This is a genomic window from Clostridium simiarum (genome assembly GCF_018919175.1).
GTDB lineage: Bacteria > Bacillota > Clostridia > Clostridiales > Clostridiaceae > Clostridium_L > Clostridium_L simiarum.
The window spans coordinates 72,936-97,673 of sequence record NZ_JAHLQL010000001.1; the positions used below are offsets into that span (position 1 = coordinate 72,936).

Below are 24,738 nucleotides of genomic sequence, written 5' to 3' on the forward strand. Positions count from 1 at the left end.
GTTATTAATTTATGTTTTAAAAGGAGTTTTTATGTTTAACTTAAAATATTATAAGCTTGAAAGAAGATATCTTTCTATATTAGTAGGTATTATTGTTAACCTTATTATAACTTCCATATTTATATACTCTAATATTACACATAGGGAAATAAATATTTACTTTGTAGTTATTTTAATTAGTATTTTAGTATTTTCATTAGTATTACAGATTATAGCTCTTTTAAGTATGAAAAAGATTATATACATAGCTAAAGAAAATGAAGAAATCCATAGTCAGGTATTAGAATCCTTACCAACGGGTGTTTTGATACATAGAAAATTTAAATTTATTTTTGCTAATTCCCTTGGTGCTAAACTTTTAAACCAAGACAGTGGTGAGGATTTAGTAGGCAGATCATTAGAGGAATTTGTGAAATTAGATATGGCCATAGTTGGAGAGGAACGGATGGAAAGTGTACTAGAAGAAAAAGAATTTAAACCTTTAATTGAAAATAGACTTGTAAGATCTAATGGAGATATATTGGAGGTAGAGACTTTTTCTAAGCCTATTTTCATTAATAAAAAGGTTGCGGTATTAAATTTAATTAAAGATATAACAGAGCAGAAAAAGGTAAAAGAATTAGAAAAAAGGATACAAGAGGAGAAGGATAAGCTTAAAGAGAATATGGAAATAGAAAGATTAAAAAATGAGTTTTTTGCCAATCTATCTCATGAATTTAGAACACCTCTTACCATAATACTAGGAATAATTCAATTGATGGAAAAGGATATTGAAGGGCTACCAGAAATAGAACAGGTTATGACAAATCGTATAAAGGTTTTAAAGCAAAATTGTTATAGACTATTAAAATTGATTGGAAATTTAATTGATATGACAAAAATTGATGCAGGATATTTTGTTCTAGATCTTAAAAATCATGAAATCATATCTATTATTGAAAATACAACTTTATCCATAATAGATTATGCAAATAATAAGGGCATTAACATTGAGTTTGATACAGAGGTGGAAGAAAAAATAACTGCCTGTGATGCAGATAAAATTGAAAGAATCATGTTGAATTTACTTTCTAATGCTATAAAGTTTACTAGAGATGGAGGCAACATAAGGGTAAATGTTTTTGATGAAAATCAATATATAAAAATTGTAGTAGAAGATAACGGTATAGGCATACCTTCGGATAAAGTTAATATGATTTTTGATAGATTTGTGCAGGTGGACAAATCCTTTACAAGAAATCATGAGGGTAGTGGAATAGGCTTATCTATAGTAAAAGCCTTTGTAGAAATGCATAATGGAAATATTACAGCTGAAAGTATTTATGGAGAAGGAAGTAAATTTACAGTAATATTGCCGGTAAAAATATTATCAGAGGATATAGATAATATAATAGTTGAGAACATAGGGGAAAATAGCCTTGAGAGGGTGAATATAGAGTTTTCAGATATATAAATTCAACAAAACTATGAATTTCTCCAATTATTTGAAGTGAAATTTATAGCACATCACTTGGTAGAAAGAGAAAATTCAAGGTTAAATTTACTTTAAAAAATAGCAAGAATTTTATAAATTCCACTTCTAAATTACTTTGGATTATGATAAAATTATCATTGTTTCAGCATAGAATATTATAGATTTATTTTATGCTGAATTTTTTATGTAAGAATTTTGTTTAAGTAGGAGATAATAAATGAGTATATTAACAGTTAAAAATATGAGCCATGGTTTTGGAGACAGAGCTATTTTTGAAGATGTTTCCTTTAGATTATTAAAGGGAGAACATATAGGATTAATAGGTGCTAATGGAGAGGGTAAGTCTACCTTTATGAATATAATAACAGGGAAACTTATGCCAGACGAAGGGACTGTTCAGTGGAGTAATAGGGTAAGAGTTGGATATTTAGATCAGCATGCAAAGCTTCAAAAGGGACAGACCATACGAGATGTTTTAAAAGGTGCCTTTCAATATCTTTTTGATTTAGAAGCGGAAATGCTCAATATGTATGATAAGATGGCAGAGGCTACAGAAGAAGAAATAAATAAAATGATGAATGATATAGGGACCATTCAAGATATGCTTGATCATAATGGATTTTATGTTATAGATGCAAAGGTTGAAGAGATAGGGGCAGGACTTGGGTTAAAAGATATAGGCTTAGATAAAGATGTTATGGATTTAAGTGGTGGACAAAGAACTAAGGTTCTACTTGCAAAGCTTCTTTTAGAAACACCAGACATACTTTTATTAGATGAGCCTACTAATTATTTAGATGAAGCTCATATAGAGTGGCTTAAGAGATATCTACAAAATTATGAAAATGCATTTATACTTATATCTCATGATATTCCATTTTTAAATAGTGTAATAAACCTAATATATCATGTAGAAAATAGGCTTCTTACAAGATATGTAGGAGACTATGATAATTTCATGAGAGTTTATGAAGCCAATAAGAAGCAATTAGAAGCAGCCTACGAAAGGCAACAAGCAGAGATTGCAAAACTTGAAGATTTTGTGGCAAGAAATAAGGCAAATGTTGCAACTACTGGAATGGCAAAAGCTAGACAAAAGAAGCTAGACAAAATTGAAAGAATTGAAATTTCAAAGGAAAAGCCAAAACCAACCTTTAACTTTAAGCCAGCAAGAGCAGCAGGTAAAGTCATATTCGAAGCTAAGGATTTAGTTATAGGATATAATGAGCCTTTAACAAAGCCCTTAAACCTTTCAATGGAAAGAGGACAAAAGATAGCACTAGTTGGCTCAAATGGACTTGGAAAGACAACTCTACTTAAGAGTTTAATGGGATTAATAAAACCTCTAGAAGGAGAAGTAGAACTAGGAGACTATCAAGAAATAGGCTACTTCGAGCAGGAGATAAAAGAGGCAAATTATAACACCTGCATAGAAGAAGTGTGGAAGGAATTCCCGGGATTTACTCAATACGAAATAAGAGCAGCTCTTGCTAAATGTGGCTTAACTACACAACATATAGAAAGCAAAGTAGTAGTTTTAAGCGGTGGAGAGCAAGCAAAGGTAAGACTATGTAAACTTATAAATAAGCCAACTAATATATTGATTCTAGACGAGCCAACCAACCATTTAGATGTAGAGGCAAAGGAAGAACTAAAAAGAGCTTTAAAAGAATATAAAGGAAGCATACTCCTTGTATGTCACGAACCAGAGTTTTATAAAGATGTAGTGACAGACGTATGGAACTGTGAAGATTGGACGTTAAAAATCATCTAGTAGTTCCAAATTATTTCCTGAATTATATAAAAGACAAATTAGGTTTATAAATATAATAGTTGCAGAATAGTTCTAAAAGCCCTCAATGTAATTAAGTACTTTGAGGGCTTTTTAGAGTAAGTTACTTGTTTTTACACAGCTTTAGTAAAGAGTTGGAACGGGATAACATGCAACCTGATCCACTAGCGCTGGATCAAATCCATAGAACGTCCAATAGCTTCCAGTCCACATATAACCTGAAACTTCCCCGTACTCTATTCTTGTGGGATAAAACCAAAATGGTCTTCCATTTATGGGCCATACGTAAGTAAATGAGTGCATGCAGTCAATAATATAGGAAGTTCTAGGCTTTGGTGGAATAGTTGTTGGTGGTGGATAATCGGGAGGTCCATATTGCCTGTACTGTCTCATATGATTTATCTCCTATACAAAGATTTACGTATTTATCATATGATGAAACTCATGCTATGGTTCATCTTTTTATATAAACAGAATATGAATTGTTTGATTTATTTTTTTACCGTAAAGATATGCAGATGAAAAAGAAAGAAAAGCATAAAGGACATTAGAATAATAATTGAACAGTGTAAAATTACAGGCTTATTTTTAAAGAATATTTGATATAATATAAATAAGAAAAGACTTAGTACTAGTAACACTAAGTCAATCTTAAAAGGTTTTTTAGTTTTAGGACTATTGGATTTATCTAAAAGAAGATAATTGAGAAAAAAGTGCTTGCGTTTGGTGGACGAAGCACTTTTTTATTTGTCTTAAATTTAATCTTAGGACTTTTAATATTAATATCCATTTTAAAGTCACAAAATTTTGAAGTTGATTTTAAATCAATAATTATGAGTAAAATAACTATTACTAAAAGTAATTAGTATCATATCCAATACTACCCCCCTTTAGGTATATAACCTCAGGGGTTATTTTATGGTAAAAAAATTATATGAAAATTAAGGATTATATCTATTAATAGTTTTATAAAAATAGTAGGGAGTAAAATTGGACTTGATACTATCCAAAAATGCTGTTATAATGTATTCAATATTTGCGGGGGAACTCTTTGGAGTTGAGAAGGTAAAACCTGACCCTTTGAACCTGTTGGTTAAGACCAAGGTAGGGAAGCAAGTCATTTGCATAATTGTGTATATGATTAGAGTGCTTTCCAAATGAGAGAGGCACTCTATTTTTATTTGGAATAGATGTTGAAAACTGAATATGATTTATCTTTTATTGTTTGCGGGGGGACTACTTGTAGTTGAGAAGGTTAAAACCTGACCCTTTGAACCTGATCACAGTTAATACTGGCGTAGGGAAGCATTTTTTACTCCGGTATACGTATCAGAGAGCTTTCCTTTACAGGGAAGCTCTCATTTTTTTAGCAAGATTGCTAGATTTCTGTTAATACAGGATGAAGGTATATTATATATCTAATTTTGAAGGAGGATTTCTTATGAAAAAAGTATTGAGTATCGCAGGTTCCGATTGTAGCGGAGGTGCTGGAATACAAGCGGATCTAAAAACCTTTTCTGCTCATGGGGTTTTTGGCATGAGTGTCATCGCAGCCGTAGTGGCTGAAAACACAAGCAGAGTCATTGACATACAGGATGTTACGCCAGATATGATTCAAAAGCAAATTGATGCTGTTTTTGAGGATATTGATGTGGATGCTGTAAAGGTAGGTATGTTGTCCACACCCTCTTCCATGAAGGCCGTTGCGGAGAAGTTTCGTCAGTACAAACCGAAGAATATTGTAATCGACCCTGTAATGTATGCAAAAAATGGTTGCCCACTGATGAATCCAAATGCTGTTGATACGTTGATAAAAGTTGTCATTCCTTGGGCTGACGTGCTTACACCAAATATTCCTGAAACAGAAAAAATTTCAGGAATGAAGATCCTTAGCATCAGCGACATGGAGACTGCTGCTAAGAAGATTCATGAAATGGGTTGTAAAAATGTGGTGGTCAAAGGTGGCCACGCTGTAGGGAATGCCATTGATGTCCTATACGATGGACAAGAGTTTTATCATTATGAAACACACCGCATCCGCACTAAAAATACACATGGAACTGGCTGTACCTTTTCCTCTGCTATTGCATCCAACCTTGCCCTTGGGTTATCTATATCCCAGGCAGTGGAACTGGCAAAACAATATGTGACCACCGCTATTGAACATGCTCTTGATATTGGTAAGGGAAACGGACCCACACATCATTTTTATGACATGTACAGAAATGGTCTGAAAAAAATATAACCCTATCATAGCATGGAAGAATAAGCATAAGAGAAATAGAAAACATTAAGGTGTCCACCTGGTGAAACAATGTCCTTCCATGGAGCCATTACATTTTAGAATACAAACTTATTAATGGGCTGTGGCTTCATGGAAGGGACTCACTGTGGATTTAAGGCAGGGTAAAATTGTATTTTTGAGCTATATTCTGCCGAAACTTTCTATAAATTTCGATGCAATAGGGGAAATATATCTATCTTTTACCCATATTGCAGCTATTTTAGTTCTCAGCTTTTCACTTTCTATCTCTCTGTAAAGCAGATTATTATTAGTGGCAAGTTCAAATGCAGATTTGGGGACAATAGCTATTCCAAGACCTGCATTTGCCCATAAAAGTGTTGTTCGTGCATCATCACACTTACAATATATTTCCGGCTCGAAGCCCTGCTCCATACAAACTTCACAAATTAGTTGTTCAAATCTGCGGTAAATGATTAATGGCTTATCTTTTAGTTCATTAAGGGATATAGTAGCCTGAGCTGATTCCCAATAATACTCTTTGGGTATGGCTGCAATCATGGGTTCAGTCTTTGCATATTTGCATTCAAAGTTTAAAGCATTAAAGGGTGTCCTCACAATGCCCACCTCGATAATACCTTTATTTAATAGGTCAATAAGAGTAAAAGTATTCCCCTCATAGATCTCAAACTTAATACAGTCATATTCCTTATGAAATTCCGATATTCTCTCGTTTAAGAGTGTTGCTCCAGAGGAGGAAACTGTACCTATGGATAAGGTTCCTTGTAATCCTTTGCTGAAATCCTTCACTTCTTTTTCCACTGAGCTGGTTAGCTCTAAAATTTGGCGAGCCCTATTCATAAACATTTTTCCTGCATCTGTGAGCTGTAGGTGCCGTGAACCCCTCTCTATAAGCTTCACCTCAAGTTCTTCTTCTAGTAGTTTGAGCTGTTGGCTTAATGGGGGCTGTGACATGTTTAGTTTTTTAGCGGCAGAAGTTATTTGACCTTCTTCTGCAATTGTAAGAAAATATTTTAGTTGTTTTATATCCATAAAATCCTCCAATAAATAGGATCTATATTATTTTCATATAATATACATATGTAATAGATATTTTTCATATGGAAATTCCTATGCTATAATCATAGCCGGAGATATAAAAATATGCAATGGATTTCTAAAATTTTTAGCAATGGAGGTTGATGGATTTGTTCAAGCTTGCAGTCTTTTTAAAACCATACAAAAAAGAATGCATAATTGGTCCAGCTTTTAAACTGTTGGAGGCAACTTTTGAGCTACTGTTGCCAACAATTATGGCACTGATTATTAAAAATGGAGTTGATAAACACAACATAGATTATGTACTTAAAATGGGTGGAGTTATGCTTATCATGGCAATACTAGGATTTTGTAGCTCTATGATATGCCAGTATTATGCGGCTCGTGCCTCACAGGGATTTGGTACAACCTTGAGAAACACTATTTTCAAACACATATCATCCCTTTCTTATGCGGAAATAGATACATTGGGTGCATCATCACTAATAAACCGAATTACAAATGATGTAAATCAACTCCAGCTTGCGGTTGCCATGCTTATACGCCTTGTTATACGGGCACCATTCATATGTATAGGTGCCATTATTATGTCTATGATAATGGATTTTAAGTTATCAATGATTTTTTTAGCTGTTACCCCTATTTTTGCCTTTATATTGTACCTTGTCATAAGTAAATCTTCACCGCTTTACCTTAAATATCAAGAGAAACTTGATAAAATCGCATTAATCTTGAGGGAGAATCTTTCTGGAGTGAGGGTAATTCGTGCATTTGCAAGGACTGAAAGTGAGAAGAAACGATTTTATGATACTAATGATGATTTGACTAAAACTGCAATTCATGTAGGTAAAATATCTGCATTGCTTAATCCTATGACATCATTTGTTATGAATGCTGCAATCATAGCTATATTATGGGTAGCTGGAATCCATATCAATATAGGAAGGCTTTCCCATGGGGAAATTATTGCATTTGTCAATTATATTACTCAAATACTGCTTGCGCTTATTGTGGTGTCCAACCTTGTGATTATATTTACCAAGGCAGTTACTTCTGCTGCTCGTATAAATGAAGTTTTGGAGACAAGCACATCAATTCAGCACAATGAAAGTCAAATTCAACATGTTATTAGCGGTACTGTCCCATCAATTCAGTTCAATTCCGTGTCCTTCGCTTACAATAATACAGGTGATAAGGTTCTTGAGGATATTTCGGTAACTATTAAACCCGGTGAAACTATTGGAATTATAGGTAGTACAGGATCTGGAAAGTCTACTTTTGTTAACCTTATTCCTAGGTTCTATGATGTGACAGAAGGCAGCATATTTGTGGAAGGCATAAATATTAAAGATTATCAGCTTTATAAATTACGTGATAAAATTGGCATTGTACCCCAAAAGTCTGTACTATTCACAGGGAGCATAGCTGAAAATATACGCTGGGGTAAGCAAAACGCAACAGATGAAGAAGTTAAAGCAGCAGCCAAAATTGCACAGGCTGATGAATTTATTTCAAAGCTTCCAGAGGGATATAACACCCAGGTATCTCGGGGAGGATTAAATTTTTCAGGGGGGCAAAAACAACGTTTGACTATAGCTCGTGCCTTGGTTTCAAAGCCTGATATTCTAATATTAGATGATTCTTCAAGTGCATTGGATTTTGCCACTGATGTAGAACTTCGAAGGGCAATTACTGAAAGCAGTAAAAGTATGACGGTTCTTATTGTATCTCAAAGAGCAAGTACAATAAAGCAAGCTGATAAGATTATTGTATTTGATGGCAGACATATTGCAGGCTTTGGTACACATAAAGAGCTTATGAATAACTGTGAAGTATATAAAGAAATATGCCTATCACAGCTTTCAAGTGAGGAGGCTTCAAAATGAGCAAAGATACGTTGACAAGGATTTTGAGATATATGGGCAAGTATAAGGGTTATGTGTTTATTGCATTTATAGCTGCTATTTTAAGCGTTGTTTCAAGTTTAATGGGACCCATGCTGATTGGTAAGTCTATAGACCGTATGATGGGGGTAGGAGGAGTAGATTTCGCAGCAATATTCAGGATTTTAATCCTTCTTGCTATAGTATACGCTACTGGTAATCTATTTGTATGGCTTTTGACCTATTTAGCCAATCTCATATCATATCGAACTGTTAATGATATGCGTCATCAGCTTATTGATAAAATTAATACCTTACCGCTAAAATTTTATGACAGTAATGCTCATGGTGATACAATAAGTTGTTTTATAAATGACATGGATGCAATTTCAGATGGAATGTTACAAGGTATATCAACATTGCTTACAGGTATTGTTACCATCATAGGTGCAATAGCATTCATGATGTATATAAGTCCTATTATGACAGTTGTTGTTCTTTTATCTGCTCCGGCTTCCTTTATGATGGCACGGTTTATTACCAAACGTTCACAGAAAATGTTTAAGACTCAAGCAGAAAGTTTAGGTAAATTAAATGGTTATATTGAAGAAATTATTGGCGGGCAAAAAGTTGTACAGGCTTTTAATTATGAAGAGCGTTCTTTTAAAGAGTTTAAGAAAATTAACAATACATTATATAGTTCTGGTGTAAAATCACAGTTCTATGGCTCGTTATCTGGACCAACTACCCGTCTTGTAAATAATATTACCTACATTGCAATAGGTGTTATTGGAAGCATTTTATCTATTTTAGGCAAACTCACAGTTGGAGATATATCGAGTTTTCTAATTTATTCAAACCTATTTGCAAAACCTTTTAACGATATAACTGGAGTATTTACTCAGATACAGTCTGCGGTTGCGTCAGCGCAACGTATATTTTATATTCTTGATATGCCCTCAGAAAAACCTGACGGTAAAGACTCCATTAATATTAAACATAGTCAAGGCGCTATTAGCTTTAATGATGTTAATTTTTCATACAACCCTAAGCAGCCTCTGATTACTAATTTCAATCTGGAGGTAAAACCTGGAACCAGAGTAGCTATAGTAGGTCAAACTGGTGCAGGTAAGACCACTATTGTAAACTTACTTATGCGATTTTATGATATTGATAGTGGTTCCATAACTGTGGATGGCATTGATATTAAGACTATAGCCCGTGAGGATTTACGCTGTAGCTTTGGGATGGTTCTACAAGACAGCTGGTTATTTTCAGGTAGCATAGGTGAGAATATTGCTTATGGTAAACCAGAGGCAACAGATGAAGAAGTTATTGCTGCGGCTAAAGCCTCTGGTGCTCACGATTTTATAAAATGTCTACCTAAGGGTTACGACACCCTTATTTCAGATGCTGGTGAAAATTTGTCTCAAGGGCAAAAACAGCTCCTAACCATTGCTAGAGTTATGCTAGTTGATCCGCCAATGCTTATTTTGGATGAAGCCACAAGTAACATAGATACCAGAACCGAAATACACATACAAAAAGCATTTCTGAAAATGATGGAAGGTAGGACAAGTTTTGTTATAGCCCACAGGCTTTCAACAATACGGGAGGCAGATCTGATTTTGGTATTAGATAATGGCAATGTTGTAGAGAGTGGAACTCACAATCAGTTATTAAAAAATGGAAGTTATTATGAAAAACTTTATAACAGTCAGTTCGCACCTGTATAAATTATTTATTTAATAATTTAGAAAAACATAGAATAATTGCTTCAGTTGATCCAAATAATATAAAATCTATAGCATTGCTTGAAAGAATTCAAATGAGAAAAGAGGCGCATTTTAAAAAAGGTTTTTAATTTAATAATTACTGGACAGATGATATAGTATATGCAATTTTAAAAGAAGAATGGAGTAATCAAAAAGAAAAGGGTAAGGGTGAGTAAGAAGAATAAGATATTATAGGATGTATTAATAAACCCCTTAAGATGTTATAACCTTAGGGGGTTATTTTTATAGAATAAACTTAACTTTAAATTAATAAAAATTCAATAATATAGGGTTTTACAGACAATAAAAATTTAAAACTGTATAATTTACATTGACTTTGTCGAATTTATATTATAATATATAGTTGAACTTAATAATAAGGATGTTGAAGTGATGTGTAAAGGTTTTATATTTGATAAATTTAAAATTATACCATCTATAAGAAGGCTTAAAGAATTAAATGTAGCTTTAAATTCTAAGCCTGATATACTGCTTTTATCAGAAGTTCATATTGGTAATTTGCCTGCACTTACATCAATGTGCCATGAAAAAAACAAGTTAGTACTTGTTAATATTGATATGATTGGTGGAATTTCTGGTGATCAGATGGGAATCAAGTTATTAAAAGATCTATTTAAAGTAGATGGGGTAATGTCTGCAAGTACTATGAAAGTTAACATAGCAAAATCCTTAGGATTATACACTATACAAAGGTTTTTTCTTATAGATTCTAGGTCTTATGAGACAAGCCTTAAATCTTTAAAAACTTCTAAGGTAGATGCTATAGAAGTTTTACCAGCACCTATGGCTCCTCATTTCGTAAAAGAGATAAGGAATGTAAAGGATATCCCTTTATTAGCAGGGGGATTTATAAAGGATAAGGATACTCTTAATAGTATTCGTGAAGCTGGATTTGATGGAGTTACCACCAGTGAAAGAAATTTATGGAGTATAGAAAATAAAACAAAATAGCTAGTAGGATGGTGAATTTGAATCCTACTTAAAGGAGATAAATTAGTTATCTCTTTTAAGTAGGATTTTTTTGCTTTAATTTATAGGAGGTGAAGAATAAATGAATTAATTTATAATTAGCTGAAAAGTCAAGGGGATTTATGAAACCATTAAGAGTATTAAAAGGGGGATAATTATGTCAATTATTAATTCATTAATTAATTTAGGGCCATCTGTGATGATGCCTATAATATTTTTTATTTTAGCTTTGGCTTTTGGAGTAAAAATAGGTAAGGCATTTAAAGCTGGAATGCTTGTAGGAATTGGATTTGAGGGGATTGGACTAGTAATAGGTTTATTACTTGACAGCTTAGGACCTGCAACTAAGGCTATGGTGGAGAGGTTCGGATTAAATCTTACAGTAGTAGACCCAGGTTGGCCTGTAGGTGCAACTATTGGTTGGGGATCACCTATAGTACCTATTGTAGTATTTGGTGCATTGATAATAAATATTTTATTTTTAGTGCTAAAACTAACTAAGACTGTAAATATAGATATATTTAATTATTGGCATTTTTTACTTACTGGAGGAGTTATATATGCTGCTACTCATAGTATAGCTATAGCTTCTATAGGAGCTCTAATAAGCTTTATAGTAGTATTATTTATTGCAGACAAAACTGCACCTAAGATTCAAGAAACCTATGATTTAAAAGGAGTTTCTTTCGCCCATGCTACTTCAGCAGTTTATGTACCAATAGGTATAGCTATTAACTGGATAATAGAAAAAATTCCTGGACTTAGGGATATAGATGCAAATCCAGATAAAATAACAAAAAAGTTTGGTGTAATGGGAGAACCTTTAACTTTAGGAACAATATTAGGAGCGGGACTTGGAATACTAGCAGGTTGGGACATTACAAAGGTATTAACCTTAGGGGTAAAGGTTGCAGCAGTAATGGTTTTATTACCAGCTATGATAAATGTTCTTGTTGAGGGACTTATAACTGTTAGAGATGCAGCTGAAGAAACTTTAAAAAAGAAATTCCCAGATAGAGAGTTTTATATAGGATTAGATACTGCACTATTAATAGGAGATCCAGCAGTTTTAGCTACAGGATTATTGATGATACCAGCAGCTTTGTTATTGGCAGTAATATTACCTGGAAACAAAGTTTTACCTTTTGTAGACTTAGCTTCATTAGTATTTTTAATTCCTATGACCTCACCTTATTGTAAGAAAAACATGTTTAGAATATTTGTAACAGGGCTTGTGGTTATAACTTTAGTTTTATATGCTGGAACTAGCATAGCACCTTATTACACTGAAGCTGCTAAAATAGCAAATGTAACCATGCCTGAGGGAGCAAATGCTTCAGGTGGTATGGCAAGTTTAGTGGGAGGAGCTACAACGCCTTTAGGTTGGATACTAATAAAATTATCAACTTTATTTAGATAATAAAATTAAAGGGGGAAGAAGATATGAGAAAGCTTTTATTAGGTATTGATAATGGTGGTACATTAACTAAAGCTGCTATATACGATTTAAAGGGTAAGGAAATAGCTGTTTCAAGCTGTAAGACAGAAATGATTATGCCTAAACCTGGATTTACAGAAAGAGACATGGGGGAGCTTTGGGAGGCTAACGTAAAAGCTATAAAGGATGTACTAAAAATTGCCGGAGCTAGCGGCGAAGAAATAGTTGGTATTTCTACCACAGGGCATGGTAATGGAATTTATTTAATGGGCCACAATGATGAATTTGTTTATAATGGAATAATTTCTACAGACAGTAGAGGTAAGGATTATGTTACTAAATGGTATGAGGATGGAACTTTTAAAAAAGTATTACCTAAGACAATGCAGTCTATATGGGCAGGACAATCAGTTGCTATATTAAATTGGTTTAAAGATAATGACATGAGGGTACTAGAAAAAACTAAGTGGATATTTATGTGTAAAGATTACATAAGATACTGTTTGACTGGAGAAGCCTATGCAGAAATAACAGATATGTCAGGGACGAATTTAATGAATGTAAGAGACGTAAAGTATGATGAAGAATTATTAAAAGAATTTGGTTTAGATTTAATAATGAGTAAGTTACCACCTATAAAGTATTCTTCAGAGATATGTGGATATATAACAAAAGAGGTAGCAGAATTAACAGGACTAAAGGAAGGAACTCCTGTAGCAGGAGGATTATTTGACATTGATTCATCTGCTATAGCTACGGGAGTAACTGATGAAGAAAAATTATGCATGATAGCAGGAACTTGGAGCATAAACGAATATATTAGCAAGAAACCAATAGTTTCAGAAGATTTATTTATGACTTCTTTGTATTGCATAGAAGGATATTGGCTTACTACAGAAGCTAGTCCCACTTCCGCTAGTAATTTAGAATGGTTTGTAACTGAAATGCTAAAGGATATTAACATAGATTCTGGAGAAAACGTTTATGATTATAGTAATAGATTAGTTGAAAGTGTAACTCCAGAAGGGTCAAACATAATATTTTTACCATTCTTATATGGTACTAATGTAGACGCTGATGCTAAAGCCTGTTTTATTGGGTTAAATGGCTGGGATGATAGAGCTCATGTCCTAAGAGCTTTATATGAAGGAGTGGCTTTCTGTCATAGAGCACATATAGATAAGTTATTTAATTATAGGGATAAGCCTAAGGCAATAAGAATATCAGGGGGAGCAGCAAAATCTAAAATTTGGGTTCAAATATTTGCAGACGTATTGCAGTTACCTATAGAAGTTACTAATAGTACAGAACTTGGAGCTCTTGGAGCAGCAATATGTGCAGGAGTAGCTACTAAGAATTTTGATTGCTTTAAATGCGCTGCAGACTCTATGGTAGAGGTAGCGTATACCTGTATGCCTAATAAAGAAAACAAAGAAATTTATGATAAAAAATATAATTTTTATAAAGAAATAATTGAAGCTTTAAGTCCTATATGGAAAAAGTTTTAACAGGAGGTAATAAGATGAATCTAGATATTAAGGGTAAAAATGCTTTGATAACTGGAGGCTCTAGAGGAGTTGGAAGAGCAACAGCTATAGCTCTTGCAAAAGAAGGAGTAAATATAGTAATCAATTATAACTCTAGTGAAGATGAAGCAAAAACTGTAATAGAAGAAGCAAAAAAATACGGAGTTAATGCTATTGCTATTAAAGCAAATTTAGGTAATAGCGATGAGTGCACAATGCTTATGGAAGAGGCAGAAAAAGGCTTAGGAAATATAGATATATTGATAAATAATGCTGGGATATGGCCTAAAAATTGGGTAACAGACATCCCTTTAGAAGAGTGGAATAAAACTATAGATGTTAATTTAACTTCTGTATTTTTAATGAGCCAATATTTTGTTAAAAGTAATTTAAGCAAAAACAGAAAAGGAAGAATACTCAATATAACTTCACAAGCTGCATTTAATGGATCTACCACAGGACATGCCCATTATGCAGCTAGTAAATCAGGGGTAGTAGCTTTAACTGTATCCATGGCTAGAGAAGTATCTAAACATGGTATTAATGTTAATGCTGTAGCCTTAGGTATTGTAGAAACAGATATGGTTAAAGAGTCCTTGGAAGAAAAAAGAGATTATTATATGAATAGGATACCTATCGGAAGGGTTGCAAAACCTGAAGATATAGCTAATATATGTTTATTTATGGTATCAGAACCATCAAGTTATATAACCGGAGCAACTATAGATGCTACTGGTGGAATGCTTATGAGATAATAGGAGGATTATAGAATGTTAGTTAATTTAAGTGAGGTTTTAAATAAAGCTAGGAAAGAGAAATATGCAGTTCCAGCCTTTGATTGTACAGAAGATGTATTAATAAGGACTATATTAGATACCGCAGAGGAAAAGAAGTCACCAGTTATATTAATGCTTCTAGAACATGATTTAAAAGGTAAGGGTATAGATTATATTACTTCTATGATAAAAGGTGTAGAAAGTAAGTATAACATACCTATAGTTATGCATTTAGATCATGCTACAGATATAGATTTCATAAAAAAAGCAATAGATTATGGCTTTACTTCTGTAATGTACGATGGATCTATGTTATCTTTCGAAGAAAACATAAAAAACACAAAAATTGTAGTGGATATGGCTAAAGGAAAAGGTGTTTCTGTAGAAGCAGAATTAGGGCATGTAGCAGGTAAAGAAATAGATGGTAGTTATGCAGGGGAAATGGCTTTAACTGAACCATCACAGGTTAAGGAATTTATAGATAGAACAGGAATTGATGCATTAGCAGTATCCATAGGGACTTCTCATGGTGTATATGTATCCATGCCAAATTTAAATATAGAAAGATTAAGAGAAATAAATGAAATAAGTACTGTACCTTTAGTATTACATGGAGGTTCAGGAACTCCAGAGGATCAGGTTAAAGAAGCTATAGTAAATGGTATAACAAAAATTAATTTATATGCAGACTTAAGGATAGCTATGTTTAAAGGACTTAAGACTTCTTGTGAAACTCAAAAGAGAGTAGATCCTCTTCCAGATCAGGTATTTAAACCTGTAAAAGATGAGTTGAGAAAAACAATAATCGAAAAAATCGAACTTGCTATGTCACAAGACAAAATTTAGGAGGTAAATATGAAAATATTAGCTATAGGAGATAGATTTATACCAGGAAAAGTAATGTATTCAGGACTTTCTGAGTTAGAAAAGTATGGCTGTGAAATAGAAGTTAGAGAATGGGAACATCCTTCTTTAGAAGAGCTACAAGCAGACAATTTAATCATAGAGCAACAAGGGCCTGAGGCAGTGAGCGTAGATGATAATTTATATAAAGGTATAGAAAACTTTGACATGCTTATAGTTCAATTTGCACCTATACCTAAAAAGGTAATGGATTTAGGAAAGAAGTTAAAACTTATAGGAGTTCTTAGAGGAGGAACAGAAAATATAGATATTAAATATGCTGAAGAAAAGAATATAGCTGTTCTAAACACTCCTGGAAGAAATGCTAGAGCTGTAGCAGAGTTTACTTTAGGTATGATATTATCTGAAGTTAGGAATATATCTAGATCTCACGCTGATTTAAAAAAATGCATATGGAGAAAAGACTTCATTAATAGAGATAATATACCAGAATTGTATAATAAAAATGTTGGTATAGTGGGATTTGGAAAGATAGGTCAATTAGTTGCTACTTACCTTAAAGCCTTTGGAAGTAATATATCAGTATATGATCCTTATTTTCAAGATGAATTTGAAGGGGTAACATTTGTAGATTTAGAAAAATTGATGAAAGAATCTGATATAGTAACTGTACATGCGAGACTTACAAAAGATACTTATCACATGATAGATAAAAAAATGATAGATTTAATGAAAGACACAGCTTACTTAGTAAATACAGCAAGATCTGGGCTAGTAGATGAAAAAGCGTTAATAGAAGCTCTAAAAGAAAAGAAAATAGCAGGAGCTGCTTTAGATGTATTTGATAAGGAACCTTTAGAAGAAAGCGATGAGATATTAAAATTAGATAATATAACCATAACATCCCATATGGCAGGTTCTACAAAAGATGCTTTTACTAATAGCCCTAAAATAATGTGTGATAATGTAATTAATCTAATAGAAGGTAAGGGTAAAGCACCTATAATAAATAATGTATCTATTAAATTAAAATAAAAAAAATAATTACTAATTGTATAGAGAACTATAATATATGAAAAATAATGCATTATAATGCCATCTCAACACAATGTAAATAATTAATAAAATTACACAAAAGGAAGCTTGAAAAGAGTTAGTTTAAACAACTAACTCTTTTTATTAATTTAGAGAGTATATTTAAGAAATAGAATTAAAGCTATACACTGAAATTTGTAATGTTTCATGATAAATTGCATATATAAGAATTTCTGTTCCTTTATGTATTTAGATGTTAAAATAAATATATGTTAATGTAGAAATATGAGAGATAATTTTATGTTTAGGTATAATCATAACAACAGGTGTATTTTCAAGGGTAGTAATTAAAGGGGCAACAAGAGATGGTGCAATTCCTGTAGATTTAATAGATGGAAATGAGCTTGCGAAACATTTAAAAAATTAGAGCCGGGTGTTTCAGTTAAAGTTGTAGAAAAAGTAATAATTAATGAAGAATGGTTTGAGAATATATAAAAATTATTAGAAAAATCATGTTTGGAAAATATTGTACACTATATAAGATAAGGAGGGATTTTCTTTGATTAAGAAAAAATTTCAAATGCCCGTTGCCGTACACCTTTTGCTTATTAGGGAAGGTAAAATATTACTATTAAGAAGATTTAATACAGGATATGAAGATGGAAATTACAGTGTTGTAGCAGGACATTTAGATGGAGACGAAGATGTAAAGTCAGCAATGATAAGGGAAGCAATGGAAGAGGCAGGTATAGAGATTAAAGCAAATAATCTACAGATTGTAGGTGTTATGCATAGAAAATCAGAGGTTGAGAGAATAGATTTTTTTCTTGTAGCAGATTCATGGAATAATGAAATAGTAAATATGGAACCAGAAAAGTGTGATGATTTATCATGGTTTGAAATAGATAATCTTCCTTTTAATACTATACCATATATAAAAAAAGCGATAGAAAACTACATATCCGGTATACAATTTGATATTTATGGATGGTAAAATTCATTGAATAGTGGGGTTGTTTTTATATATTTTTAATTCATAATGTTTATATTTTGTGAGTTGATGTATGTAGGGAAGTAACATTAGTTACCCCTTTTTTTATACAGAGTCTAAAATAAATATCCACCCGTAAAAGGGGTGGATATACTTTGTTTATAACTAATTATAAGAATTAGTTGTTGCTATGTTTTTTAGATTTATAAAAGAATGGACATACTTTAACTATTAAGGCTGAAATTGCCGCAATCAAGGCAAATAACCAAAACATTGGTATTAAGAAAAAGGGCTCTATTAGAGTACCATCTGGAGCAACTTTAGAACCGATAATTCCATAAGCAGCTATACAACCAAAAGATATAATAAGTGATATTAAAGAAAAAGTATATTTTTTCATAAAGGTTTCCTCCCATTTAATTAAGTTAATTTATTTTAATTTTATTTTATTTGCAAAATAGAGATATTATTTTAATCTATCATCATTGTCATCTGCATACTCTAAAATATCCCCAGGCTGACAATCTAAAATTTTGCATAAGGATTCTAGTGTAGAAAAACGAATTGCTTTTGCTTTACTATTTTTTAAAATAGAGAGATTAGCCATAGTAATTCCCATTTTTTCTGAAAGTTCTGTAGAATTAATTTTTCTTTTAGCCATCATTACATCAAGATTCACTATAATCGGCATAGTAACATTCCTTTCTAAATTGTTTCATCATTTTCTTCCTTGATTTTTATGGCTATTTCAAATAATTGGGATAATACTATGCATAAAAATCCTATTGTCAAACAAATTATAGTCAATGCAGCAATTGGTAAGCCTAAAGGAATATTTTTAAAGCCTGCTATTGAATAATCTAAATATTTTTCACACCCTATAATAAGAAGCAATTCCATAAAAGAGCACATAGAAATAATTTTTAATGATTTAACACTTTCTATAGAAAAAGGATTATTCTTAACCACCAAATCGCAAAGTTTTTTTAACTTAAATAGAGCCATTATATAAGGAACCCCAAGTAAATAAAGGCAAGTAGAGATTGTTACAACTAATTCATGGTTTGTCATAGAATAATGATTTTTTAAAAATGCTTTAATAATAAGTGGATTTGCTAAATAAAAAATGCATGTAATAGAAATTCCTAAGATCACAATTATATTTAAAACTTTAGGAATAAAATTATTTTTCACACTATCAACCTCAATTCTTTTATTATTTAATATTAATACCTCTAATATTGATAATAATAAATTATTTATCGTTTGTCAATAAATAATTTAATTAATTCGATATATATTTATCTTTTTAAGGTCTAATAAATATAATTTCTTATAGCTATATTTAGAATAGAAGGAGTTTATTTAATAATGATTTTTATGGCATAATATTCTTATATTTATGATAGAATAGTAATTTAATGCATAATTAAAATAGTTTATATAAAAAAATATGGATTTGTGGAAGATGAACCTGTAACGGAATTCAAATATTCTAATCAGAAATTTATTTTACATAAAAAATAAATAAGATCTATTAATCGCCATTATTGCTATGTTATGAAATTATAAGATGTTAAAGTAAAATGGCATTTAGAAATCATGTAAATTAGATTTAGATTAGACGGATTCTACGTGATATATATATATAATGAAGTAAAAAGGTGGTAATAATAATGGTATATGCAAAAGACATATTAGATGAAATTGTAAGTTGCTACCATGACATTTTAAAGGATAATCTCATTGGTATTTATGTACATGGATCCTTGGCAATGAATTGCTTTAATCCTGATATCAGTGACATTGATTTTTTAATGGTAGTAAAAGAAAACATAGATTTTAAAGAGAAGAGAGAATTAATAGAAGTGCTACTGAAGTTATCCCAAAATGCTCCACAAAAAGGCTTTGAGATGAGCATTCTATTGGAGGAGGATGTAAAACATTTTAAATATCCAACACCATTTATTTTACATTTCTCCAATGATCATAAGGAAAGATATCAAAGGGACTGTAGTTATATCTGTGAAAATGGAGAAGATACTGATTTGGCTGCACACATTACAATCACTATTTCAAGAGGCATTTGCTTGTTTGGAAAACCAATAAAAGATACATTTCAACCTGTTCCACCCAAATATTATATAGAATCAATTATAAATGATATTGTAAATGTAAAAGAAGAAATAACCAATTCACCAATATATTTTACTCTAAACCTTTGTAGAGTTTTATATTATCTTAAGGAAGGAGCCATATGCTCTAAAAAAGAAGGGGGAGAATGGGCATATTCTTATGTAGCTACACAATATGGTGAAGTTATAAAAGAAGCCTTATTAGCCTATAAAAATGGAAGTAGTATTAGTTGTAACTCTGAATTATTAATTGATTTTGCGGATTTTATGATAAGGGAAATTAGTTTAATTCATAATATCTTTATTTCATAATAGTTGTAATTTTAGATAGGTTTTTTTGAAAGGATATTAATAATATTAACCAGAGGATGAATTAAATTTTAGGCATAGTACTTTTAAGGGAAACTTTTATAGGTTAGTTCACATGAGAAAATAGTATGTTATGATTTAAGGGTGAAGATTGGTAATTCAAAAGGATAAGGAGAATAAAAATGGATTTTAAAAAAGTACTAAAAGAATTTCCTGTAATAGAAAGTGAAAAAATTAGATTAAGACAATTAAGATTAGAAGATGCTCCTGAATTAGTAAAATACTATTCAAATAAAAATGTACATGCCTATCTTGACTGGAACGGTCCTGAAACATTAGAGAAAGGTTATGAAGTTATAAAAATATGGAATAGAGGCTTTAATGATGGATGGATTATTCGTTTTGCAATAGCAGATAAAGTAACAGATAAAATTATTGGGACTATATTTTTAAGTGAATTTCAAGGTAAAAGGGCTGAAATTGGATATGAATTATCAGAAAATTACTGGGGTCAAGGAATTATGTCTGAAGCAATGCAGAAAGTATTATCATTAGGATTTAACCAATTGGATTTAGTAAGAATTCAAGCCTTTGTTTGTGGTGAAAATATAGCTTCAAAAGAAATATTGAAAAAGTTTAACTTCAAAGAGGAAGGATATTTAAGGCAATTTGAATGTCATAGTGTTACTGGAGAGTGTAAAGATATGTATGTTTATGCTTTGTTAAATACGGAATTTTAGAAGGAATATATAGATTTAGCCATGGTAGTCACAGGATAAATTTAAAAAGGAAACTTATATTCATACATATCGTTGTATAGTTTCTTCATAAGTAAACCTAAGTTAAAACAAAGATTCTTATTATGAAGTTAATTGAAAGTAAATAAAAAGGTGTTAGTCTTTGAGAGATAGCACTTTTTTATTTGCTTTTATTTTAAAGATTTAAATTAAAATAGATTATTAGGAGATAATAGATTATAATGTAAATCTATAAAGTTATGTATGGAGTTGAAATATTATGGATAAATCAAATTTTGAAAATTTAGGTATAAGTGAAGAAGTTCTAAAATCTTTAAATAAGTTAGGTTTTGAAAGACCCTCAGATGTTCAAAGGATGGTTATACCTATAGCCTTTGAAGATAAAGATATAATAGTTAAAGCTCAAACGGGAAGTGGTAAGACAGCAGCTTTTGCTATTCCCTTTTGTGAAAAAATAGAGTTAGAAGAAAGACTACCCCAGGTTTTAGTTCTTACACCAACTAGAGAACTAGCCATACAGGTAAAGGAAGATATATTTAACATAGGAAGATTTAAAAGAGTGAGACCTGTAGCTATTTTTGGTAAACAACCTATGAATACTCAAAAGATAGAATTAAAGCAAAGAGTTCATGTTATTGTTGGAACACCTGGAAGAACTCTAGATCATATTCAAAAGGGAAATATAAATTTAAAGGGTATAAAATACTTGGTTATTGATGAGGCAGATGAAATGCTTAATATGGGTTTTATAGATCAGGTGGAATCAATTATAAAGCTTTTGCCTAAGGACAGAATAACCATGTTATTTTCTGCAACTATAGAAGATAAAATAGAAGAATTATGTGGTAAATATATGATCAATCCTGTGAAAATTGAAGTTACTCCAGAGAGTTTAACCACAGAGACTATTGAGCAGGTTTATTATGAAGTTGAAGAAGAGAAAAAATCCTTACTTCTTAACAAAATAATATATACAGAAAGACCTGTTAGTTCTATTATATTCTGCAATACAAAAGAGGCTGTAGATAAGTTAGTTGGAAAAATGAAAAACAAAGGGTATTCCTGTGAGGGATTACATGGAGGAATGGAGCAAAAGGATAGGTTAAATGCAATGGAAAGCTTTAGAAAAGGAGAGTTTAAGTTTCTTATTGCCACAGATGTAGCTGCAAGAGGCATAAGTGTAGAACATGTTAGCCATGTAATTAACTATGACGTGCCCATGGAAAAAGAAGGCTATGTCCATAGAATTGGAAGGACAGGAAGGGCTGGAAATAAGGGGAAATCCATTACTTTTGTATCCAAAAGAGAGTTTAAGTTTTTAGAAACTATTGAAGAATACATAGGTCTAAAAATTCCTCATGGAAATATTCCATCTAATGAAGAGGTAGAAGAGGGAAAGAGAATATATGATAAAGAAAAAGGGATTAAACCAAAAATAAAGCCTCATAAAAGTGTAGAGCTAAACAAGGGGATTACTAAAATACATATTAACGCTGGTAAAAAGAAAAAAATAAGAGCTTTAGATATTGTAGGAACTATCACAAGTATTGAAGGAATAAATCCAGAGGATGTTGGAATCATCGATATTCAAGAAGGATTTTCTTATGTGGATATACTACATGGAAAGGGAAATTTAGTATTGAAGTCTTTAGAGAAGAAAACTATAAAAGGGAAAACTGTAAGAGTACAAAGAGCTATGAAATGATTGAAAGGCTTAGGTGGAGTTTCCATATGAGGAATTCCTCACGCTCCATCTGAGACTTAGAAGAACTTAAGAAGATATCCCAAATCCATGATTTGGTGATAGTCGGTTAAGCAGATACCCAAACCTATGGATTGTTGGCAGTCGCTTACTCTTCGAGTACCATCTGAATTTATGAAGATGAGTTTCCTATATAACAAGACTATAACTTATATTAGACTTAACCTAATTTGCAAGTAAAGATTCGTAAATCAGAGTTAAAGAGATATAAAGTGAAAGTATAATTGCAATTTATCTTGAATTTAATTAGTAGAAGGACTATAATTAAATTGATGAAAGTTTTCATTCATTATTATTAATAATAAAAGATAATGAAGCAATTTTTAATTCAACTGGGGGTAAGTTTTATGGAATTTAGAATGGAAAGTGACTCAATAGGATTAAGACAAGTACCTAAGGATGCTTATTATGGAGTACAAAGCTTAAGAGCTATGGAAAACTTTAAAATAACAGGACTAAAATTAAATGAAGAGTTTATAAAAAGTCTTGCTGAAATAAAAAAAGCTTCGGCCATAACTAACAGTGCTATTGGTCTTTTAGATGAGAAAATTGAAAAGGCTATAACTGCTGCCTGTGATGAAATAATAGAAGGAAAGTTACATGAAGAGTTTATAGTAGATCCTGTTCAAGGGGGAGCTGGAACTTCTTCTAATATGAACGCAAATGAAGTAATCGCAAATAGAGCCATAGAGATTTTGGGGGAAGAAAAGGGAAATTATAAAATAGTTCACCCTAATGATCACGTTAATATGGGACAATCTACCAATGATGTTATTCCAACAGCAGGTAAAATAACTATTTTAAGATTACTTGAAAAAGCTATGAGTAAGTTAGAAATATTGCATAAAGCTTTAGATGAAAAATCTGAAGAATTTGATGATGTTATAAAAATGGGAAGAACTCAAATGCAGGATGCTGTACCTATTAGATTAGGACAAGAATTCAAGGCATACAGTTCAGTGATAAAAAGAAATATTGCAAGGCTTAATAAAGTAGAAAAGCATTTAAAGGTTATAAATATGGGTGGTACTGCTATAGGAACTGGGATAAATGCAGATGAAGAATATTTAAGTAAAATTGTACCTACCCTAAATGAAGTTACAAATTTAGGCTTAATGCAAGCAGAGGATTTAATTGATTCAACACAAAACTTAGATATTTTTGTTGAGGTATCTTCTGGAATTAAAAATTGTGCAGTTAGCCTTTCTAAAATGGCAAATGATTTAAGACTTATGTCTTCAGGACCTAGAACAGGTTTCGGAGAAATAAATCTTCCATCAAAGCAAAATGGTTCATCCATAATGCCAGGGAAAGTTAACCCTGTAATACCAGAGGTAATGAACCAAGTGGCCTTTAATATCATAGGAAATGATGTTACTATAACTATGGCTGCTGAAGCTGGTCAGTTAGAACTAAATGCCTTTGAGCCAATTATATTTTATAACCTATTCCAATCTATAGAAACTTTAACTAATGGTGTTGATACCTTTGTAGAAAATTGTATTACAGGTATAACAGCTAATAGGGAAAGATGTAGAGAATTAGTGGAAAATAGTGTAGGAATAATTACGGCTATATGTCCACATGTAGGATATAAGAAAGCTGCAAAAATAGCTAAGACTGCTTTAAAAACTGGCGAATCTGTTAGAAAAATTATAATTAGAGAAGGAATATTAAGGGAGTCGGAACTTAATGATATACTAGACCCAATAGGAATGACAGAACCAGGTATATCTTGCAAAAACCTTATTGCTAAATAATTTACCCATATAAAGTAGGGAAAATATACCTTTATAAAGGGTAAAAACTAAGCAATTCTTGATTTAAGGTGAAGTTTTTTTAAAAGGGAATGCCCTTTTACATCTAAAACTATAAGATGAGTTTTTATAACTTTAAATTAGAGAAAAGTAAAATCTTTCATTTTGTATT

The 24,738-nt window shown here is 31.7% G+C and carries 21 protein-coding genes, 1 pseudogene and 2 riboswitches; of the genes and pseudogenes, 17 read left to right on the forward strand and 5 right to left on the reverse strand.

Annotated elements, in window-relative coordinates; translation table 11 throughout:
- Window positions 1–31: 31 nt before the first annotated feature.
- Together KQI89_RS00360 and KQI89_RS00365 are read left to right on the forward strand one after the other, a co-directional pair.
- The gene (locus KQI89_RS00360) at window positions 32–1,453 is read left to right on the forward strand and encodes a PAS domain-containing sensor histidine kinase (RefSeq protein WP_216455458.1); all 1,422 of its coding nucleotides are present in this window, start codon (window positions 32–34) and stop codon (window positions 1,451–1,453) included.
- A 238-nt stretch (window positions 1,454–1,691) separates the two neighbouring features.
- Window positions 1,692–3,248, forward strand: coding sequence for an ABC-F family ATP-binding cassette domain-containing protein (locus tag KQI89_RS00365; protein WP_216455459.1), 1,557 nt, complete (start codon window positions 1,692–1,694; stop codon window positions 3,246–3,248).
- 141 nt (window positions 3,249–3,389) lie between these two features.
- Here the strand turns inward: KQI89_RS00365 and KQI89_RS00370 are convergent, their stop codons facing one another.
- Window positions 3,390–3,659 carry a transporter gene (locus KQI89_RS00370; RefSeq protein ID WP_216455460.1) on the reverse strand — a complete coding sequence of 90 codons (270 nt, stop codon included), beginning with the start codon at window positions 3,657–3,659 and terminating at the stop codon, window positions 3,390–3,392.
- A gap of 637 nt (window positions 3,660–4,296) precedes the next feature.
- Window positions 4,297–4,395: riboswitch (TPP riboswitch) on the forward strand.
- 90 nt (window positions 4,396–4,485) lie between these two features.
- A riboswitch (TPP riboswitch) is annotated at window positions 4,486–4,588 on the forward strand.
- 119 nt (window positions 4,589–4,707) lie between these two features.
- Here KQI89_RS00370 and thiD point away from each other — a divergent pair.
- Window positions 4,708–5,511 carry a bifunctional hydroxymethylpyrimidine kinase/phosphomethylpyrimidine kinase gene (gene thiD, locus KQI89_RS00375; RefSeq protein WP_216455461.1) on the forward strand — a complete coding sequence of 268 codons (804 nt, stop codon included), beginning with the start codon at window positions 4,708–4,710 and terminating at the stop codon, window positions 5,509–5,511.
- A 180-nt stretch (window positions 5,512–5,691) separates the two neighbouring features.
- On the opposite strand, the gene KQI89_RS00380 is transcribed toward thiD, so the two are convergent.
- The gene (locus KQI89_RS00380; RefSeq protein ID WP_216455462.1) at window positions 5,692–6,561 is read right to left on the reverse strand and encodes a LysR family transcriptional regulator; all 870 of its coding nucleotides are present in this window, start codon (window positions 6,559–6,561) and stop codon (window positions 5,692–5,694) included.
- Between the two features lie 149 nt (window positions 6,562–6,710).
- Here KQI89_RS00380 and KQI89_RS00385 point away from each other — a divergent pair, with 149 nt between their 5' ends.
- The 10 genes and pseudogenes from KQI89_RS00385 (at window position 6,711) to KQI89_RS00425 (ending at window position 17,848) form a co-directional block, all read left to right on the forward strand.
- Window positions 6,711–8,453 carry an ABC transporter ATP-binding protein gene (locus KQI89_RS00385; RefSeq protein ID WP_246582927.1) on the forward strand — a complete coding sequence of 581 codons (1,743 nt, stop codon included), beginning with the start codon at window positions 6,711–6,713 and terminating at the stop codon, window positions 8,451–8,453.
- Window positions 8,450–10,186: an ABC transporter ATP-binding protein gene (locus KQI89_RS00390; RefSeq protein ID WP_216455464.1), complete on the forward strand. Its 1,737-nt coding sequence runs from the start codon at window positions 8,450–8,452 to the stop codon at window positions 10,184–10,186. The genes KQI89_RS00385 and KQI89_RS00390 overlap by 4 nt, the downstream gene beginning before the upstream one ends.
- A pseudogene (locus KQI89_RS17985) lies at window positions 10,180–10,401 on the forward strand (GNAT family N-acetyltransferase); the annotation flags it as partial. The gene KQI89_RS00390 and the pseudogene KQI89_RS17985, both read left to right, overlap by 7 nt.
- Window positions 10,402–10,618: 217 nt before the next feature.
- Window positions 10,619–11,197: a glycerol-3-phosphate responsive antiterminator gene (locus KQI89_RS00395; RefSeq protein ID WP_243125403.1), complete on the forward strand. Its 579-nt coding sequence runs from the start codon at window positions 10,619–10,621 to the stop codon at window positions 11,195–11,197.
- Window positions 11,198–11,372: 175 nt separating this feature from the next.
- Window positions 11,373–12,635: a PTS galactitol transporter subunit IIC gene (locus KQI89_RS00400; protein ID WP_216455465.1), complete on the forward strand. Its 1,263-nt coding sequence runs from the start codon at window positions 11,373–11,375 to the stop codon at window positions 12,633–12,635.
- A gap of 23 nt (window positions 12,636–12,658) precedes the next feature.
- Window positions 12,659–14,161, forward strand: a complete 1,503-nt coding sequence (locus tag KQI89_RS00405) for an FGGY-family carbohydrate kinase (RefSeq protein ID WP_216455466.1) — start codon at window positions 12,659–12,661, stop codon at window positions 14,159–14,161.
- Between the two features lie 14 nt (window positions 14,162–14,175).
- Window positions 14,176–14,934 (forward strand): SDR family NAD(P)-dependent oxidoreductase, encoded by a 759-nt coding sequence (locus KQI89_RS00410; protein ID WP_216455467.1) that lies wholly within the window; start codon window positions 14,176–14,178, stop codon window positions 14,932–14,934.
- Window positions 14,935–14,949: 15 nt separating this feature from the next.
- Window positions 14,950–15,801, forward strand: coding sequence for a class II fructose-bisphosphate aldolase (locus KQI89_RS00415; protein WP_216455468.1), 852 nt, complete (start codon window positions 14,950–14,952; stop codon window positions 15,799–15,801).
- Between the two features lie 9 nt (window positions 15,802–15,810).
- A complete protein-coding gene (locus tag KQI89_RS00420) occupies window positions 15,811–16,854 on the forward strand; it encodes a 2-hydroxyacid dehydrogenase (RefSeq protein ID WP_216455469.1) in 1,044 nt (347 codons plus the stop codon).
- Window positions 16,855–17,413: 559 nt separating this feature from the next.
- Window positions 17,414–17,848 (forward strand): NUDIX hydrolase, encoded by a 435-nt coding sequence (locus tag KQI89_RS00425; RefSeq protein WP_216455470.1) that lies wholly within the window; start codon window positions 17,414–17,416, stop codon window positions 17,846–17,848.
- Between the two features lie 175 nt (window positions 17,849–18,023).
- On the opposite strand, the gene KQI89_RS00430 is transcribed toward KQI89_RS00425, so the two are convergent.
- From KQI89_RS00430 to KQI89_RS17565, 3 genes are all read right to left on the reverse strand, one after another.
- The gene (locus tag KQI89_RS00430; protein ID WP_216455471.1) at window positions 18,024–18,245 is read right to left on the reverse strand and encodes a DUF3955 domain-containing protein; all 222 of its coding nucleotides are present in this window, start codon (window positions 18,243–18,245) and stop codon (window positions 18,024–18,026) included.
- A gap of 66 nt (window positions 18,246–18,311) precedes the next feature.
- A complete protein-coding gene (locus KQI89_RS00435) occupies window positions 18,312–18,536 on the reverse strand; it encodes a helix-turn-helix domain-containing protein (protein WP_032121218.1) in 225 nt (74 codons plus the stop codon).
- A 14-nt stretch (window positions 18,537–18,550) separates the two neighbouring features.
- Window positions 18,551–19,039, reverse strand: coding sequence for a DUF2975 domain-containing protein (locus KQI89_RS17565; RefSeq protein WP_216455472.1), 489 nt, complete (start codon window positions 19,037–19,039; stop codon window positions 18,551–18,553).
- Between the two features lie 482 nt (window positions 19,040–19,521).
- On the opposite strand from KQI89_RS17565, the gene KQI89_RS00445 reads away from it, so the two are divergent.
- From KQI89_RS00445 to KQI89_RS00460, 4 genes are all read left to right on the forward strand, one after another.
- Entirely contained in the window at window positions 19,522–20,292 is a 771-nt protein-coding gene (locus KQI89_RS00445; protein ID WP_216455473.1) for an aminoglycoside adenylyltransferase domain-containing protein, read from the forward strand.
- Window positions 20,293–20,471: 179 nt separating this feature from the next.
- A complete protein-coding gene (locus tag KQI89_RS00450) occupies window positions 20,472–21,029 on the forward strand; it encodes a GNAT family N-acetyltransferase (RefSeq protein WP_216455474.1) in 558 nt (185 codons plus the stop codon).
- A 277-nt stretch (window positions 21,030–21,306) separates the two neighbouring features.
- Entirely contained in the window at window positions 21,307–22,752 is a 1,446-nt protein-coding gene (locus tag KQI89_RS00455) for a DEAD/DEAH box helicase (RefSeq protein WP_216455475.1), read from the forward strand.
- 404 nt (window positions 22,753–23,156) lie between these two features.
- Window positions 23,157–24,569: an aspartate ammonia-lyase gene (locus tag KQI89_RS00460; RefSeq protein WP_216455476.1), complete on the forward strand. Its 1,413-nt coding sequence runs from the start codon at window positions 23,157–23,159 to the stop codon at window positions 24,567–24,569.
- Window positions 24,570–24,738 lie beyond the last annotated feature (169 nt).

Excerpts from the sequence above, each read along its gene's own strand:
- thiD (WP_216455461.1), top strand. The coding sequence starts at position 4,708 with ATGAAAAAAGTATTGAGTATCGCAGGTTCCGATTGTAGCGGAGGTGCT.
- KQI89_RS00385 (WP_246582927.1), top strand. The coding sequence starts at position 6,711 with ATGGATTTGTTCAAGCTTGCAGTCTTTTTAAAACCATACAAAAAAGAA.
- KQI89_RS00400 (WP_216455465.1), top strand. The coding sequence starts at position 11,373 with ATGTCAATTATTAATTCATTAATTAATTTAGGGCCATCTGTGATGATG.
- KQI89_RS00390 (WP_216455464.1), top strand. The coding sequence starts at position 8,450 with ATGAGCAAAGATACGTTGACAAGGATTTTGAGATATATGGGCAAGTAT.
- KQI89_RS00380 (WP_216455462.1), bottom strand. The coding sequence starts at position 6,561 with ATGGATATAAAACAACTAAAATATTTTCTTACAATTGCAGAAGAAGGT.
- KQI89_RS00435 (WP_032121218.1), bottom strand. The coding sequence starts at position 18,536 with ATGCCGATTATAGTGAATCTTGATGTAATGATGGCTAAAAGAAAAATT.
- KQI89_RS00430 (WP_216455471.1), bottom strand. The coding sequence starts at position 18,245 with ATGAAAAAATATACTTTTTCTTTAATATCACTTATTATATCTTTTGGT.
- KQI89_RS00460 (WP_216455476.1), top strand. The coding sequence starts at position 23,157 with ATGGAATTTAGAATGGAAAGTGACTCAATAGGATTAAGACAAGTACCT.
- KQI89_RS00450 (WP_216455474.1), top strand. The coding sequence starts at position 20,472 with ATGGATTTTAAAAAAGTACTAAAAGAATTTCCTGTAATAGAAAGTGAA.
- KQI89_RS00370 (WP_216455460.1), bottom strand. The coding sequence starts at position 3,659 with ATGAGACAGTACAGGCAATATGGACCTCCCGATTATCCACCACCAACA.
- KQI89_RS00410 (WP_216455467.1), top strand. The coding sequence starts at position 14,176 with ATGAATCTAGATATTAAGGGTAAAAATGCTTTGATAACTGGAGGCTCT.
- KQI89_RS00365 (WP_216455459.1), top strand. The coding sequence starts at position 1,692 with ATGAGTATATTAACAGTTAAAAATATGAGCCATGGTTTTGGAGACAGA.
- KQI89_RS00405 (WP_216455466.1), top strand. The coding sequence starts at position 12,659 with ATGAGAAAGCTTTTATTAGGTATTGATAATGGTGGTACATTAACTAAA.
- KQI89_RS00455 (WP_216455475.1), top strand. The coding sequence starts at position 21,307 with ATGGATAAATCAAATTTTGAAAATTTAGGTATAAGTGAAGAAGTTCTA.
- KQI89_RS00360 (WP_216455458.1), top strand. The coding sequence starts at position 32 with ATGTTTAACTTAAAATATTATAAGCTTGAAAGAAGATATCTTTCTATA.
- KQI89_RS00445 (WP_216455473.1), top strand. The coding sequence starts at position 19,522 with ATGGTATATGCAAAAGACATATTAGATGAAATTGTAAGTTGCTACCAT.
- KQI89_RS00415 (WP_216455468.1), top strand. The coding sequence starts at position 14,950 with ATGTTAGTTAATTTAAGTGAGGTTTTAAATAAAGCTAGGAAAGAGAAA.
- KQI89_RS00420 (WP_216455469.1), top strand. The coding sequence starts at position 15,811 with ATGAAAATATTAGCTATAGGAGATAGATTTATACCAGGAAAAGTAATG.
- KQI89_RS00395 (WP_243125403.1), top strand. The coding sequence starts at position 10,619 with ATGTGTAAAGGTTTTATATTTGATAAATTTAAAATTATACCATCTATA.